At 61.0% G+C, this 13,682-nt stretch carries 23 protein-coding genes and 1 tRNA gene; 9 read left to right on the top strand and 15 right to left on the bottom strand.

Annotated features, from left to right (window positions below; translation table 11 throughout):
- Positions 1 to 23 precede the first annotated feature (23 nt).
- A tRNA-Arg gene (locus tag AC5P6S_RS08950) sits at positions 24 to 99 on the bottom strand.
- A 232-nt stretch (positions 100 to 331) separates the two neighbouring features.
- Between AC5P6S_RS08950 and AC5P6S_RS08945 the strand changes: the two genes are divergently transcribed.
- Positions 332 to 787 (top strand): hypothetical protein, encoded by a 456-nt coding sequence (locus tag AC5P6S_RS08945; RefSeq protein WP_005409398.1) that lies wholly within the window; start codon positions 332 to 334, stop codon positions 785 to 787.
- A 317-nt stretch (positions 788 to 1,104) separates the two neighbouring features.
- On the opposite strand, the gene AC5P6S_RS08940 is transcribed toward AC5P6S_RS08945, so the two are convergent.
- The 3 genes from AC5P6S_RS08940 to AC5P6S_RS08930 form a co-directional block, all read right to left on the bottom strand.
- Complete coding sequence (locus AC5P6S_RS08940) at positions 1,105 to 1,296, bottom strand: hypothetical protein (protein WP_005409397.1); 192 nt, start codon at positions 1,294 to 1,296, stop codon at positions 1,105 to 1,107.
- Between the two features lie 397 nt (positions 1,297 to 1,693).
- Complete coding sequence (locus tag AC5P6S_RS08935) at positions 1,694 to 1,951, bottom strand: hypothetical protein (protein WP_005409395.1); 258 nt, start codon at positions 1,949 to 1,951, stop codon at positions 1,694 to 1,696.
- Positions 1,948 to 2,310, bottom strand: a complete 363-nt coding sequence (locus AC5P6S_RS08930; protein ID WP_005409394.1) for a hypothetical protein — start codon at positions 2,308 to 2,310, stop codon at positions 1,948 to 1,950. The genes AC5P6S_RS08935 and AC5P6S_RS08930 overlap by 4 nt, the downstream gene beginning before the upstream one ends.
- A gap of 234 nt (positions 2,311 to 2,544) precedes the next feature.
- On the opposite strand from AC5P6S_RS08930, the gene AC5P6S_RS08925 reads away from it, so the two are divergent.
- Entirely contained in the window at positions 2,545 to 3,897 is a 1,353-nt protein-coding gene (locus tag AC5P6S_RS08925) for an aspartyl protease family protein (RefSeq protein WP_005409393.1), read from the top strand.
- Positions 3,898 to 4,192: 295 nt separating this feature from the next.
- Entirely contained in the window at positions 4,193 to 4,717 is a 525-nt protein-coding gene (locus AC5P6S_RS08920; protein ID WP_005409392.1) for a DUF1993 domain-containing protein, read from the top strand.
- Positions 4,718 to 5,494: 777 nt separating this feature from the next.
- Here the strand turns inward: AC5P6S_RS08920 and AC5P6S_RS08915 are convergent.
- The 10 genes from AC5P6S_RS08915 to AC5P6S_RS08870 form a co-directional block, all read right to left on the bottom strand.
- A complete protein-coding gene (locus AC5P6S_RS08915) occupies positions 5,495 to 5,650 on the bottom strand; it encodes a hypothetical protein (RefSeq protein WP_158230117.1) in 156 nt (51 codons plus the stop codon).
- A 226-nt stretch (positions 5,651 to 5,876) separates the two neighbouring features.
- Entirely contained in the window at positions 5,877 to 6,164 is a 288-nt protein-coding gene (locus AC5P6S_RS08910) for a hypothetical protein (protein ID WP_099497670.1), read from the bottom strand.
- Positions 6,165 to 6,202: 38 nt separating this feature from the next.
- Positions 6,203 to 7,819 (bottom strand): phage tail tip fiber protein, encoded by a 1,617-nt coding sequence (locus tag AC5P6S_RS08905; protein ID WP_224119413.1) that lies wholly within the window; start codon positions 7,817 to 7,819, stop codon positions 6,203 to 6,205.
- Positions 7,820 to 7,913: 94 nt separating this feature from the next.
- Positions 7,914 to 8,246, bottom strand: a complete 333-nt coding sequence (locus tag AC5P6S_RS08900) for a hypothetical protein (RefSeq protein WP_005409388.1) — start codon at positions 8,244 to 8,246, stop codon at positions 7,914 to 7,916.
- Positions 8,247 to 8,313: 67 nt separating this feature from the next.
- On the bottom strand, positions 8,314 to 8,784 hold the full coding sequence (locus tag AC5P6S_RS08895; protein WP_005409387.1) for a hypothetical protein: 471 nt from the start codon (positions 8,782 to 8,784) through the stop codon (positions 8,314 to 8,316).
- Between the two features lie 95 nt (positions 8,785 to 8,879).
- Complete coding sequence (locus AC5P6S_RS08890) at positions 8,880 to 9,227, bottom strand: hypothetical protein (RefSeq protein ID WP_005409386.1); 348 nt, start codon at positions 9,225 to 9,227, stop codon at positions 8,880 to 8,882.
- Positions 9,228 to 9,287: 60 nt separating this feature from the next.
- Positions 9,288 to 9,500, bottom strand: coding sequence for a hypothetical protein (locus AC5P6S_RS08885; RefSeq protein ID WP_032965820.1), 213 nt, complete (start codon positions 9,498 to 9,500; stop codon positions 9,288 to 9,290).
- Positions 9,501 to 9,553: 53 nt separating this feature from the next.
- On the bottom strand, positions 9,554 to 9,919 hold the full coding sequence (locus AC5P6S_RS08880; RefSeq protein ID WP_005409384.1) for a hypothetical protein: 366 nt from the start codon (positions 9,917 to 9,919) through the stop codon (positions 9,554 to 9,556).
- A gap of 42 nt (positions 9,920 to 9,961) precedes the next feature.
- Positions 9,962 to 10,369 carry a phage tail terminator-like protein gene (locus AC5P6S_RS08875; RefSeq protein ID WP_099497630.1) on the bottom strand — a complete coding sequence of 136 codons (408 nt, stop codon included), beginning with the start codon at positions 10,367 to 10,369 and terminating at the stop codon, positions 9,962 to 9,964.
- Positions 10,366 to 10,791 (bottom strand): hypothetical protein, encoded by a 426-nt coding sequence (locus AC5P6S_RS08870; RefSeq protein ID WP_049449892.1) that lies wholly within the window; start codon positions 10,789 to 10,791, stop codon positions 10,366 to 10,368. The genes AC5P6S_RS08875 and AC5P6S_RS08870 overlap by 4 nt, the downstream gene beginning before the upstream one ends.
- Here AC5P6S_RS08870 and AC5P6S_RS08865 point away from each other — a divergent pair.
- Genes AC5P6S_RS08865 through AC5P6S_RS08840 form a run of 6 tightly spaced genes read left to right on the top strand, consistent with a single transcriptional unit; the run spans position 10,784 to position 13,061 of the window.
- Positions 10,784 to 11,284, top strand: a complete 501-nt coding sequence (locus AC5P6S_RS08865) for a hypothetical protein (protein WP_495204562.1) — start codon at positions 10,784 to 10,786, stop codon at positions 11,282 to 11,284. The genes AC5P6S_RS08870 and AC5P6S_RS08865 overlap by 8 nt on opposite strands.
- A complete protein-coding gene (locus tag AC5P6S_RS08860) occupies positions 11,284 to 11,574 on the top strand; it encodes a hypothetical protein (protein ID WP_005409379.1) in 291 nt (96 codons plus the stop codon). The genes AC5P6S_RS08865 and AC5P6S_RS08860 overlap by 1 nt, the downstream gene beginning before the upstream one ends.
- Complete coding sequence (locus tag AC5P6S_RS08855; RefSeq protein ID WP_005409378.1) at positions 11,571 to 11,792, top strand: hypothetical protein; 222 nt, start codon at positions 11,571 to 11,573, stop codon at positions 11,790 to 11,792. Before AC5P6S_RS08860 ends, AC5P6S_RS08855 begins: the two co-directional genes overlap by 4 nt.
- Complete coding sequence (locus AC5P6S_RS08850; RefSeq protein WP_005409377.1) at positions 11,789 to 12,046, top strand: hypothetical protein; 258 nt, start codon at positions 11,789 to 11,791, stop codon at positions 12,044 to 12,046. The genes AC5P6S_RS08855 and AC5P6S_RS08850 overlap by 4 nt, the downstream gene beginning before the upstream one ends.
- A complete protein-coding gene (locus AC5P6S_RS08845; RefSeq protein WP_125899037.1) occupies positions 12,043 to 12,798 on the top strand; it encodes a hypothetical protein in 756 nt (251 codons plus the stop codon). Before AC5P6S_RS08850 ends, AC5P6S_RS08845 begins: the two co-directional genes overlap by 4 nt.
- Complete coding sequence (locus tag AC5P6S_RS08840; RefSeq protein ID WP_005409375.1) at positions 12,795 to 13,061, top strand: hypothetical protein; 267 nt, start codon at positions 12,795 to 12,797, stop codon at positions 13,059 to 13,061. Before AC5P6S_RS08845 ends, AC5P6S_RS08840 begins: the two co-directional genes overlap by 4 nt.
- Here AC5P6S_RS08840 and AC5P6S_RS08835 read toward each other — a convergent pair.
- Entirely contained in the window at positions 13,037 to 13,657 is a 621-nt protein-coding gene (locus AC5P6S_RS08835) for a hypothetical protein (protein WP_133050649.1), read from the bottom strand. The two genes, AC5P6S_RS08840 and AC5P6S_RS08835, sit on opposite strands and share 25 nt — an antisense overlap.
- Positions 13,658 to 13,682 lie beyond the last annotated feature (25 nt).

The raw sequence follows: 13,682 nt of genomic DNA, 5'->3' as shown, positions 1-13,682 counted from the left end.
CAATCGTCGCAAGTGACTGATTCTGGTGACCCCGGCCCGATTCGAACGGGCGAACTTCCCCTTAGGAGGGGGGCGATCTACCTATACGTACCAACGGTCAAAGGGCAATTTGTGCCAAAGCTGTGCCAAACGGGGCGGGCCTGACGGCTGCAGCCACTCCAAACAGTAGCTTGGGATGCTCCAGCACTACCCCTTTAAATACAGCAACTTAACCATGCAAATCGCTCCGCAAATTGCAATTTCCATGGGCATAAAATGCCTATAGAATTGGGGGTACGCCAAGGATTGCGGAGCGACAAGCGCTCAGATTCTGGCGTCATCAGGGGGATGAATGATCGACGAATTGAGGGGCCACTGGCCCGTTATCGAGCAGCATCCATGGGACTTCCTGTGGGTTTTCGTTATCGGGTTGTCGGCTGGATGGGCAGCGTCCGCACTGTGGCGAAAGCTAACATCAGAGAAACAACCCGCCCCTCGGCAGCCAGGCGCAGTTGCCAAGCTTTTGAAGCGCGCAACTGAGCGTAAGTTCAAGCCGAATGGGATTCAACGCAACTGCGTTCAGGGCTTGCGATTCCATGACCACAGGCACCTGACGGTCGAGCAGCTAAGCCAGGTCATGCAGAACAAGTACCCCGTTTCAGACGTCCAGCAGGCCTTAGAGCAACTGGACGAACAGGGGTGGGTGCATTGGCAGATCAGCGAAGAGACCTTTAGACCCGCCTACACCCTCCAGGGCAAGGGACTTGATTACGCGAGAGAGATGAATTTCCAAGTGCGGGCCCCATAGGCTCACATCCCTCACACCTTTGGGTAATGATCCCAGCGCGGACTCCGTCGCCCCTTTCTCGGATCCGTCGCCCTGGGATTGGCCTCCGCCTGCGGGCGGACCGGCTGGAGTGCCGCCATCACTCGGGCGGACGCAGCCGCTGCCGCCTCGTCCAATCGCTGGGCCTGCTGCTGTTGCTCGCGGGTCGAAGGTAATGCCCGTAGCGGTTCCGTCGGCATGATGGGCCTGCTATCGGTCAGCCGGGCAACGGCCTGGCGCAGAGGCAGGTCGGGATACAGCCTGGCGGCACACCAGCGCTCGGCGTAGCGCTTTGCCTGTCAGACGTTGGCGGCGCGCACTTTCTTCACCTGCCACATTTTCTGGCCTTCCATCCATAGCCGGACCCCAGAACCGCCATCCGGCGTGACGCTGGCCGTCTCGCGGCCGTTGTACCAGAGCGCCCAGCGCTCACCGGTCTGGACCCAGCCAGAGGGGATCGGGGTGGTGCGGAAGCCGTGGGAAGAGCGCATGGCCGGGAGGATACGGCCGGCCGTCGCAAAGCCTGCGACGGGGACAGGATCCGGTCAGGGACCAGTCCGGGTGATGACCACTTCTACCTCGCCACCGCAGGGGCATGACGCGGACTTAATGACGTCCTCGCCGTACGATGGTTCGGTCCGCAGGGAGAAGACTTTGGAGTCCGGGCCACTCCAGCTCCCCCCGGAGTAACCAGAACCCTTTTGATGCGCCGATGGGGTGTCGACGGTTCCGCAGGCCTTGCAGGTCAATCGATAGTGAGTCGAGTCGATGATGCCCATACGCCCTCCGGTTTTTGAACCAGAGCATATTCCTGCCGCTTCCGTCACGCCACTGGCGCTACTGTCTGGCCATGTGCAGCCGATTCGTCCAGCTACCTAGCCTCAAGCGTCAGATCGGTCCTAGGTCCTTCACCACAGCTTGGCCCTGCTGCAAGAAGCCGATCAGCAGACGGCCGCCGGCCACTTGCCGACCAATCTGCTCATTGAGGTAGTGGGCCTGCAGCCGCCCTGCTGTCATCAGATCGTCCTGCAGCATGCTGGGCGCGATGCCCTTGAGTGGGTCACCTGGTGACGCGAACTGGCCACCGATCGGCTGGACCGTGGTCGCGCGCCGACTGTCGCTCTTGGTATAGGCAGTGGCCATCATCCTGCCACTTCCCGACGACCAACCGCCCAGGATGATCTCGGTCCCCCCAGCTGTTCGATTGGCAGGTCAGCCTCCGCCGCGGCCTTCTCGTAGTTCAGCCATAGCTGGTCCATTACAGATCCCATCTCGGCGGACAGCTTCTCAATGGAGAAATCCGCACGGAAGCTGGCCTGCAGGACCAGCTCGTAGGTCTTCAGGAAAAACTGGGCCGCACCTCTCGCCGCCAGCAGCACGTTGTGCTGCGGTATCAGGAGCATCTTGGCACCAGCAGAGTGGGCGCCGGTAAGCGCATCCTCCGCAAGCGTATCTACTGCAATGACAAGCTGGTCACGGCTGATCAGAACATTGAGGATGCTCATGGGGCGCGTCCATTGGCAAGCCGAGACTATGGCTGGAGCACTGCCCAGTGTCCACTGGATCTGAACCGGCGCGGCGCTGCGTAGCTGCTGCACCAGCGGAACGGCCCGCCCGGACCATGTCCCTGCTGATCCACGAGGCAACCCATATACCGTCGTTCAGGGGTCGAGCGGCGGCGATGGAAGTCGTGATGGCCGCCATGCTAGGTTCCAACCGGGTAGAAGGGAGCAACCTCAATGAATCGACGCTGGTGGGGCGTGAGTGCATTATTCGTTACGGCAGTGGCTTCAGCTGCGACAGCCGACACACCCGAGGGTGAACTGAGCGATCCCTACGGCTATACCCGCAGCGTACGCCGTGCTGAACTGGGCGCGCTGCAGGCGATGGGCAAGACGCAGGGCGCTAAGGGGCTGCTTGGCCAGACAGGCTTCTACCGTGTCCGCGGCGAAATCGACCGCTCCAGCAAGGCCGCCGAGCAATGTCTTCAGGCGGTGGCCAACGAGCCCCGCGAACAGGTAAAAGGCATCGAGTACCTATGTGCAGCCTCCTTGGCAGGCAACTTGCTCATCCGGGGCGATATTGCCGGATGGGCGACGCAGATGATCCAAGTTCGAACGCTGCTGGACCGCGATATCCGCCCAATGCTCAAACAGCAAGCGGGCGACATCCACCTAGCGGGCATCAGCGAGCCGCATTTCGAGCGCTTCACAGCTTGGCCACGCACTGCCTTGGCGGCACAAACACCTCCAAGCGATATCCATGTTCCCATCCAATTGCAAAACGAACTGCCGACACTCAGCCTGAAGATGCGCACTAAGGCCGGTGAGCGCGAGCTGCGCGTACACGTGGACAGTGGCGCAGCGCATTCGCGCATCGGGCGCACGCTGGCAGCCGAACTCGGGCTGGAACTCACCGAAGGTTTCATGGTTGCCGATGGAAAGGCTGGGGCGGTGTATGCGCTGGCGTCGCCGGTGACTCTGGACATCGGAAGTGTTCTGGTGCGCGATATCTCCTTTGCAGTGCTGGGCAAGGACGATCTACCGCGCATCGGCCTGGACGTGTTGCGCGCGCTTGGACGGGTGCGTATCAACCAAAACGCCCTTGTGATCCAGGCCGCTGCCAGCCCGGTGCCATGCGCGCGACGGATGGCGACACTATCCTCGCTGTGGGGCGATGCGTATGACGTCCGCTATCCGATCCGTGCCGGCAAGCAGAATGTGCTGGTCAAGGTGGATACCGGATTCAACGGTGGCTTCCAGGCGCGCGGAACGCTGCCCGCCCGCCCACCGGCAGCTGCTATACGGCGCAAGAACGTGATCACCACCGAAGGCAGCGAAGATATCCAGTACGTGGAAGCAACCACGCCGGTGATGATTGGCGACGAAGTTCTGAATCTCCCGATGGACATAGGCCTTTCACCTGGGCCTAGGCCGTTGTTCAATCCCGAGTGGCGCTTGGGTTTTGCTTCAACCCAGCGTTACAGCCTGTACATGGATGTTGCTGGCACCTACGGTTGCCCAGTTGCCGTTCCCGAAGCACCGCCGCTGTTGCCACCGAAGCCAGTTACCGCGCCGCCCACCGGCGACTGATCGGCGCTGGACGAAATCGTCAATTTGCCAAAATCGCAGGGTCGAGCCTGGCTCGACTCTTTGTCGGCGAGCCGCTCCTCACGCGCCCCGGTTGAGCGGCCTGCGGCCCCAAGCGCCGCGCCGAACCAAAAACGCTAGACCCATACAGGGATGTCTGGCCACCCCTCAAGTCAGCCAAAAATGTATGTTCTATGCCCGTTCTGTCCAGTGAACCCGATGCATCCGAGCCAAGAAGATCGTCGAATTGCTAAGGTCCAGCGATTCCGCCTAGGTTTCCAGCGAACAAGGTAGCCCGATGTCCATTCATCAACTGAACGTTTGTGGCTCAGCACAGATGCTCCGCGCCCTCCGAGGTCAACTGGAAAAGGCCGAGGCCCACGCCAAGACCCTCGGATATGATCCGGGCAACTTGCTGTTAGCGCGATTGGCGCCAGATATGCACTCCCTTGCCAAGCAGATTCAGTTCGTATGCACCCAAGCCCGTGAAGTGATCAGCCGTCTCGGTGGCAAGCCCCTGCCGACACTCCAGCCGCCGAGCGACATGGACGAAGCACGTGCGCTCATAGACCAAACGCTGGAGTACTTGACCACCAGCGAAGCGGAAGAGATCGATGCCGGCGCCTCGCGTCATGTCGTGATCGAACTGACTGGTGGCCTTGCATTCGAAATGAAGGGCGATGAGTACGCAACGAACTGGGCAACACCTCAGTTCTACTTCCACCTGATAACCGCGTACTGCATCCTACGCCATAACGGCATCCCTCTGGGGAAGGCAGACTATGTGCCCCACATGTTCGCGTGGATACGAAAGGACGGCTAGCTAGCCGCCGGTGATGGAGGCCTCCCGCGTCAGTCGCACTGTCAACACGTCGCCGCGGAAAACGGCGAGAATCTGCGATTGCCCGTACCTTGAACTGCCCAGCCATGGCTGGGCAGCAGGGGATCACATGAAGACGTAACCCAAAGGACCGTCAAGGATAGCGCCAGGCGCCCCGTCGCAATCCGCGCGAAGGGTATCAAAATGCCGCGACTTCCCCTCCCAGAGATGGCGGCAGCGGTACAGGGGAACAGTACCTGGCAACTGGGCTTGCGAGATGTAGCCCCGTAGATGCGAGTATGGGAGCATCGGCTGCCCCTCACAGTTCACGTCGGTGCTACTGAAGGTGTCCCAGGGAGTATGCGAGACACATTCGCGGATCGGCAAGCTGTTCTCAAAGGGAGTCAAGGAGATGAATCCCAAAGTTCCCTCAATGTGCCACCCATCCCGCAAGTAGAGACCGTAGTCCCAGTTCACGCTCACGTGTGAGCCAAGGTTAGGTCTGTAGATGCGGACGACCTCGCTCAAGGTAACGCCAGGCGGCACAGCCAGCGTCGGGTTCATCTGAACTGCTGCGTTTGCCACACCAGACAGATCGGACTGGCTGGCAGGAGCGGACGCTGCGCTACCGGCTGCCAGAAGCAACGAAATTCCCAAAAGACATGCTTTCACGGACATCTCCATTTCTTTAATCGCGAGCCTCTTGCTCGCCGGACCATCCTAGCGGGGCTTGCAAGTCCGCGACATGACCTAGTTCCCACAGCCAAAAACGTCACTGTGTCAGCCGAACCCCAGCGGCACCTCTGTCAGGTCCACGATGAAGATCGTGGCCCTCTGAGGGCCCATAGTCACGCCGCCGACCGGGAAGGTGTTGGTGATGAGATTTTGCGAGAACGTCTCATGCTTTGACATGAAAATTCTATTGTCGCTGGTCATGTGGAATGCATCGGCGTAGCCAGTACACCGGTCCTGGGATACCGATGCGTAATAGAACCTGGGAGACGGGATGGCGATGCCAATCTTGGTGCCAGGGAAGAACTGGCCGACCTCAACGACTGGATCTGCCCGGTCCCTTGGTTCCGCACACGAAGTCCGACGGCCATCAGCTGTAGATCCCGTAGTGAAGGGTGATGCCGCCCACGGTGTTGGTGATCGACTGGCTCTAGAACATCTCCATCCTGACGTGATAGTTCACCACGTCAGGACCCCAGGACCAGTTGATGCTGTTGCCTGTCACGGTAACGGAGGGGACCAGCATTCCGTACACCGATCGCTGCCCCTCGCAGGTGAAGTAGTAGAAGGGCTCGCCGCCGGAGAAATCATTGACGACGAGCCCGCCATTCGCCTCAGGCGGCGCCACCCATTTGTTGTTGGAGTTCACCGGGTTGTAGAGCGGGAATCTGTACGACCCGATCATCTTGGACAGCTTGGTGGTGACCGTGGTCTCCACGTAGCCATCAGCTCGTCGTATGCGGAGCCCGACTAGGGTCACAGCAAGACCCCCACTTCAACAGCTGGAACTCCGTTCGGGTGATAGACGTAGACGCCTTGATTGACTACGCGCAACTTGTAGCCATCTGGCGTGTTCCCGTTCAGTTCGAAACCACCGTCCTTGCTGATTCGCCAACCGGTTTGCCCTGGAACATAGTTGTCTGACTGGATGACGCCACCAATCATTGCGTTGGTGATCGCCGCATCCGCGATGTTGGCCGTGTTGATCCACGCCGTTCCGATCAGCGCCTGGTTGATGAAGGTCTGGCCGCCCTGGATCACGAACGGTGAGGTCAGCTGCCCGTTGACCAGGTTGACGAACGCAAAGCGATCGGCGGTGAACAGCACCTGGCTCTGGTAGCTGCCGTCCGGCTGGTTCTCGATGCCGATGCCCATGCCGGCCGCGTAGTACTGCCCGTTGGCGGCGATCTGCAGCTTCAGGCTGTACGAGGCGCTGATCTGCCCGTCCAAGTCGACCAGAGCCTGCGAGGTGGCCTGCACCATCGCCCGGGTTTCGCCCACCGCCGCCTCGGTGGTATCCACGTGCCGGCTCAGCGCATAGTCGCCACTGGCAATGACCGTCAGCGTGGTGACCGTGCCTGCAAACGAGTCCTCATCACCTGCGTTCCAGTCCTCATCGCCCGCATGCTCGGCGCTGTACTGCGCGACCAAGCCGTCCACACGGTTCCCCACCGCGGTGACCTTGCCGTCGATCTCCGTAACGTCCAGCTCCAGCTGGTCGATTCGCCCAACCAACGCACCGGCCTCGGCCACAGCATCGCCCACACTCTTCCACTTCGTGCCCGGCGGTTCCTCATTGCCGGGGGGGGCGTCGGTCCACAACCAGATCTTGCCGTTGCGCACCACCGTCTGGCCCGCCTCATACGTGGCATCTGCGTCCCAGATCAACGGGACGATGCTGCTGATGCTCTCGATTTCCGACAGCAGTTCCTGCCTCAGCGCGCTCTTGTTGATGAGGCCGGAGAAATACGCGTCGTACTCGGCCACGTCGGTGCTCGACTCGCCCACCACGCCTGCACCGGCCGGATACCACGGCCCAATGTTGCCGCTGCGATCCACCAGCCGGCCCCAGAAGTAGAACTTCGCGCCGGCGGCCAAGCCATCGAGCCGGTGCCGGTTCTGGGGATAGGCGAAATCGCCCAGCTTCGTCGCGCTTTCCAGACTCGGTCCCGGGCTGCGCCAGATCTCGGTGCGTTCGGTGTCGGTTGCCCCGGGCGGGAACGCCCAGGCCAACTGGATACCGAACACCATCGACGCGGCCGTCAGCGACGTCACCCAAGGCAGTTCCTTCAGCAGCTGCTGCAGCGTCTGCGGGTTGAACTCGGGCTTGCTACCGTGGAAGGTCAGCTCACCCTGCCACTCCCAGCCACCCACCGAGGCAGCCAGCATGCCGATGCGGCTGGCTTCGAGCTGCTCAGCACTCACCTTGCCGCGGTGGCTGATGCGGTCGTTGATCGACTTGCGGGCTGCGGCCTTCACCTGCAGATGGCTGTCGGGCAGCAGAACCAGCACCAGGCCCACCGGCTCCTGGGTTGCCGGGTGGAGGAGTTCCAGACGGCGCTCGGCCGCCACGATGTTGGACAGTTCGGTCATGGTCGGGTCTCCGAAAAAGAAAGAGCCCGCACATGGCGGGCTCCTTATTGGGTAAGTCAGGGAATATCAGCTAACTTATGAACAGCGCATCGTTCTAGATCGATTTCCAGTCAATTCCCGCAATTCGCTTCAAACGCGCCACAGAGTCAGGCTTGATCTGCAGGTCGGTTAAGTCGCCAATAGTCACACTTCGAACGAACGCCATCGCTTCGCCAAGTGACGCAAGTTCTTGGCTTTCCCAGGTACAGGTGACCCAAACCCACGTCTCCTTCTTTGACTGGCGCTTGTGCGTGTACTGGACCTCAATCGGCTTCACTCCCGACACGCGACCTAGGCAGACCATGAGTCGCCGTTGATTGTCGTAATCCGGATCCACGCTGGATACGGTCAGTTCAAGAGCGTGGTTGCCCTTGCGATCAAGCCTCATGAGCGACTCCTTTCAGATTGGCCGTCAATTCTGTGGTTCATTCGTAGGAACATGCAATCTCGCAGGGTTAAGGGCCGCCCGGTGCGGCCACCGTGATCGGCGCCTGATTCAGCGCCAGGGTGAAGGTGTTGAGGATGAAATCCTCATTGCGGCCACCGGGCACGTTGGGACCGGTCACCAGACCCCGCAGATACTCGATGGAGCCGTCGGCGCGTTCCACCTTGAACGCATAGGCGTCCGGGACGTTGGGGGCGCCCGCGGCGCGCAGGGCCACCTGCCCCGGGTCGGTCAGATCCTCGGCCACCTTCACCTGCGGGTCGCCGGCGTTGGTGATGCCCTTGCCCTTCAGGGCAACCAACGTGTCCAGCGTGTCGTACTGCACGATGTTGGTGTTGATGCCGCGCTCGCCGATGCTGCCGACCTTCTTCACCTGGACGAAGGTCAGGGCCGCGAACTCGGTTTCGGTCAGGTCGGCATTCTTGGGGGTGACGCAGATGAAGAGCTTGGAACCTGCGTTGGTCTTTGCTTCAGCGGCCATAGCCGTATCTCCTCGCGATGGGCGTAAAAAAACCCGCCACGGGGCGGGGTCGTTGAAAAGAAAAAGCCCGCTGGGCAGCGGGCTTCTTGTGGCAATCAAATTTCGCCGTAGTAGCTGATCTTGTAGGCCAGCGGGTTGTAAGGGTTAGACGGCCAAGCCAGCGCAACCGACGTTCCAACCCCCAGATCGCCACTGACACTGACAATCACATGCTCTCGCTTGTCGCTGCCATCTGCTGGCAAGATCCGAAGCGATGATTCTTTGGACCCGGCGCCGAGCTGTATTGGAACCAGCCTCCCTTGACCATCGATCATCGTTCCTTGCGCCCCAATCCATTTGGAAAGAGCCCCAGGGAGGCTGTCGGCGTTAAGGATGAACCCATAGGTCGGGCCACAATCATTATCATTGCTGGACGCAGGAGCGAAACTGAGTTGGTACGGCATGGACGTCTCCTATTTTTTAAAGTCAAGTAGACATGGGGACGCCCAGATCTAACGCAAGCGTTACTTTTTCGGTGACAGTTTTGCAGACACCAGTTGCATGGCCTGCGGCCGGGTGAATCCCGCCTCCACGTAAGCCAAGTACTCGGCCCGGACGAATCTCGCCTGCTCAGCGCAGAACTCGTCCAGCAGCTGCCGGTTCCGCTTCATGCGGGTGATGGCATCGCGCATGGCCTGCAGCTCACCCTCGTTCGGGATCTCGTTGCTGCTGACCAAATGGAGATTGGGTGGCGTAGGTCGCATGTGCTCCAATTGAACTGATCGAACCGTCAAATTCTAAGATCGGAGCCTTGCGAGAGAGCGGTGAGCAGCCCATGCAAGTGAAGCACAGCCTTCCTAGCTTCCTTCTCTGCCTGATCGTGGTTGCGCTGGGCTTCGGCCAATTTCAACTTAGCCTCGTCTTCCGCACGCTTGAAAGCCCGCTTCCTCTTCGACGCATCTATTGCAATCTTCAGAGCATCCAGAGCAGCCAGCACACGTCCTTTCGCGCCTGCGTCCAGTTCGCCTTTCTGGAGTAACCCAATGTCGTGTCGAACTGTGTCAAGACATTGAGAGAGATACGCGGAATCGTCCTCGGAGACGTCGTCCAAATTGATACCAGACAGCTCGCTTTTGAGCGCAGCAATATCGTCCATTATTCGCTTCCCATGACTGTCATGGACGATGTTAGCAGGGTTTCAATCAGTGACGCCCCGCCAAGGTATGGTCACCGGATGCATCACCCGCTCCGGATCCTGAATGATGCTGGACGTCCAGGGCTTCCTCTCCACCCGCATGCCGGCGAAGGTCGTGCCCTTGGCGAAGGCAGCGATGATCTGGTCCGTCATCGCGGTACCGACCATGATCCCCTGCCCGGGCCGGTAGCAGGCCGACAGCTGGCCGAACCCCTGCATCAGGAACGGGCCATCGTCCTCGATGCCGTAGTTCTCGGTCCGATTCGGGAACCACTGCAGCTCCAGCCAGCGGGCACCTTTGCCGGTGGGCGGCGTGAATCCCTGCCCCGGGTAGGAGCAGGCCAGGCCCTGCGCCGCAGCGAACTGCCCCGCCAGCGTGGCGAATGCGTCATAGATCGCGGTATCGCTCATCCCATCCGTCCTTTCACGTCGGCGGTGACCTCGGCCACGATGAAATCCCAGCGCTGTGCCGCCGCGCGCGCGAAGCCCTTACCGGTCTGGGCATAAGTTCTGCCCAGGCTGTCCTCGCCCTGAAAGCCGTGCTCCATGCGCATGGCGTACTTCGCTGTCCAGCCAGCCCACACGGTCTGCCCCAGCTCAATGGTGGCGAATACCACCTCCGGCGGCTGTGCCCCATCCGTAGGCATACCCTCGACCGAGGCCGCAACGGAGTTGCGCAGGGTGCCCGTGACGACCGGCATCTTCCCGCCCTGTCCCTCTGGCGTGCCGGCTTCCTCCATCAGCTTCGTGGCCGACTCGCGGAAGATCACGCCCTGCATGGCCTTGGCCTTCTCCGTGAAAGCGCGGACCTGGCTCCCGAACTTATTGGCCACGCTTCACCTCCGCCGCCATGTCAACCCGGTATTGCTTCATGCAGCGGCAGCCGATGGTTTCCTCCGGACCGGCACCGAGCGACGTGTCGCCGGGGAACCGCATCAACGCACCGTTGGGGGTTTGGAACGGCTCTCCGAACCGGCGTACCTGACCATTCATCGCCTGGTGGCTGTGGCGTCCTCCACCACGCCGCTGATCAGGCGCGAGGAATTCGACTGCAGCCAGCTCTCCACGCCACGGTTGCGCATGTCGAACCCGAACCGAAGCAGCGGCGTGTCGTTGGCTGGGTTGTACCGCCCGCGCACCTGCTGCCGCAGCGATAGGGTCGCCCCGCTCTCGATCAGCGCCGACGGTCTGGCCCTGCTGGGGTTCAAGCCGATCAACGCCACCGGCGCGGCGAAGCTGTACGACCAGGCGCAGTTCCCGGACATGTGCCGGGCCATGATCCACGGCCTGCAGGATGCGGCCGACCAGTACCCGCTGGCAGCGTGATGGAGTTCTGGCGCACCAGCGAACTGCGGGCCCTGCGCCAGATGGAGGGCCGCGACGCGATGACCGTTGCGGCCGCCCTCGGGCGCTCGCCCCGCGCGGTCCAGGACATGGCCCGCTGCCAGGGGATGCCGGTACCACGCCAGCCTCACGCCCTGTACTGGCCGGCCACCACTAAGCGCCGCGCCCGGCAGCTCCGGGCCAGCGGCAACACCGTCAACCAGATCAGCGCCGCGCTGCGCGTCGCGTTTGGGACCGTGCGTCGCTGGGTCTACGAAGGAGCAGCAGCATGACCAGCATCCACGTGAAGCCCGTCTTCAGTGGCGCGACCGATCGCGAAAAGGACCAGGCCCGGCAGAAGCTGGCCGGCGACATGGCGCGCTTCGAGGCCGGCGGCGGTAAGGTCCAGATCCTGGGCAACAGCGGCATCGACAAGAGCACGATCGGCCGCCGCCAGGTGGTTGAGGGTGGACACTATCGCCGCGGTGGCAAAAAGGCAGCACAGGCATGAGCCGCCACATCGAACGCCGCGCGCCCAAGGAGACGCTGGGCTTCGCCTGGGGCCGGTTCCCAACCTTCGGCGGCAGCGCAATCACGTGGCGCCTGTACCGCCGCGACCACCGCCGTGCACTGCATATGCACGTGCTGACCTTCTTCGCCCATGACGATCGAGTTGTGATCGCCGGCCACCTGCGGCGCGCGCGCCGCTACCTGCGCGACAAGGTTGACGAAATCGACCTGCAGGCGATGGGGGTACACGCGTGACCTATCAGGTGACCAATCCGTCTTCAATCAACTTACGGCTCCTACTCGGTTCGGCCCTCAAGTTCGAAGGATATGAACTGCAAAGCGACGTTCGTGGCAAGCCCCCGTATCCAATCAAGGTGATTCTTGAGGATCAGGAAGTCCGTAGTCTCTCCTCCATACGCCCACGGCGAATCCGGGCCAACGGCATGCAGTCGAGCTCGCATGTTCCTAACTCGCTCTTCCAATGTCTGGTCAGCGCCAATCAACGTCGCAAGATCAGCACCCAAAGCATCTGGGAGGTTGTGAATTCGATCCTCTACCGCACGGCCGCCGGGCAAGAGTGGCATCGACGCTTCATCCAGCATACCAACCAGCTTGTCGCCATTCTCAATATGTGGCAGCCCAACGAAGCTCACGGCGGAGTCGAGCTGTCTGAGAAGACCTCCGACACGCAGCGCCAGATGGGTCACTTCATGGCGCAGCCTCTTGCCGAGAATACGAGCCTGGGCGTCTCGCAGATCAGCTGCCTCTTGGTGCTGCTGCTGAGCAATGTCCTTCGCCTTCTCAGCAATGTCCTTCGCCTTCTCGGCAATGTCCGTAGCTCGATCCGACGTTTTGTATGCGAGCACTGCCACCACTGTAGTGGCAATCGCTGCTATCGCACCGACAAAAACCGCAGCCCAATCGGCCAAGTTTCCTACGTCGTCCGCCAACGGACAAAACTCAATCGCCATAGACCCTCCCTGATGTTGGAGGGCATTCTGCCATGACCCACCACCGCTGCGACCGCAGGCTACCGAAGCGCACCGAGGGCTTCGCTCGGGGCCGGTCCATCGACAAGGTGCTGGGCGGCCACGTCCTCACCTACCGCCTGTTCCGCCGCGACCTGGCCGGAAAGCTGCACATCGAGACGCGGACGTTCCAGCTCACCGACCACCGCCGGCACATCGCGCTGCAGCTGTTGAACTCCCGCCGCCAGTTGTTCGGCCGAGTGAAGAAGATCGACCATCAGGCGTGGGGAGTGTCGACATGAGCTTCAACTCGCTCATTCGAGACCATCAGCAGCTTCATGCGTGCACTCGCCGCAGCGAATGCTTTGGCAGCACCTTGCACGCTATTGCAAAGAACCTCGAACTGCTCCTCCTGTCCGTCTCGATCGTTAGCTTGTCGAAGCAAGCGCACGTTCTCAGCACACAGGTCAGTAAGGGCAAGCCCCATCGCCAGCTGCTCACAAATTTCCGTTGGAAGGAGATTGAGTCGCCCAATCTCTTTTTTCGACCTTACCAGACCTGGACCGGCAGCCAAACGCTCCAACTTGTCCAAGTTAACTTCGCTTTCTACTGCCCATTCGAGCGAATTCCCCGTGACAAGATGTTCGAGAAGATCTGCATAGGATATCGCTGCAGAAAGCACCTCTGCGTAAATGAGCGCGATCAAAACCGCCTGATCACGACGTCGGACCTCATCGTCACGCTCCTTCATCTGCCGAGCGAGTTCGTGCGATGCGCTCGCCGTTCGATTCGCAGCTTTCGTAACGAGCCAAACCGCGACAGCTCCAGCAGCAGCTACTCCGGCCGCAATCCAATCCGCAACGTTGCCCCAATCTGCTGCCAGCGGACAAATACCCATGGCCACACCTCCTTGATGTCGGAGC

This window comes from Stenotrophomonas sp. YJH_SMC_119 (genome assembly GCF_059368315.1).
This window is presented reverse-complemented; position numbering and strand designations above follow the sequence as displayed.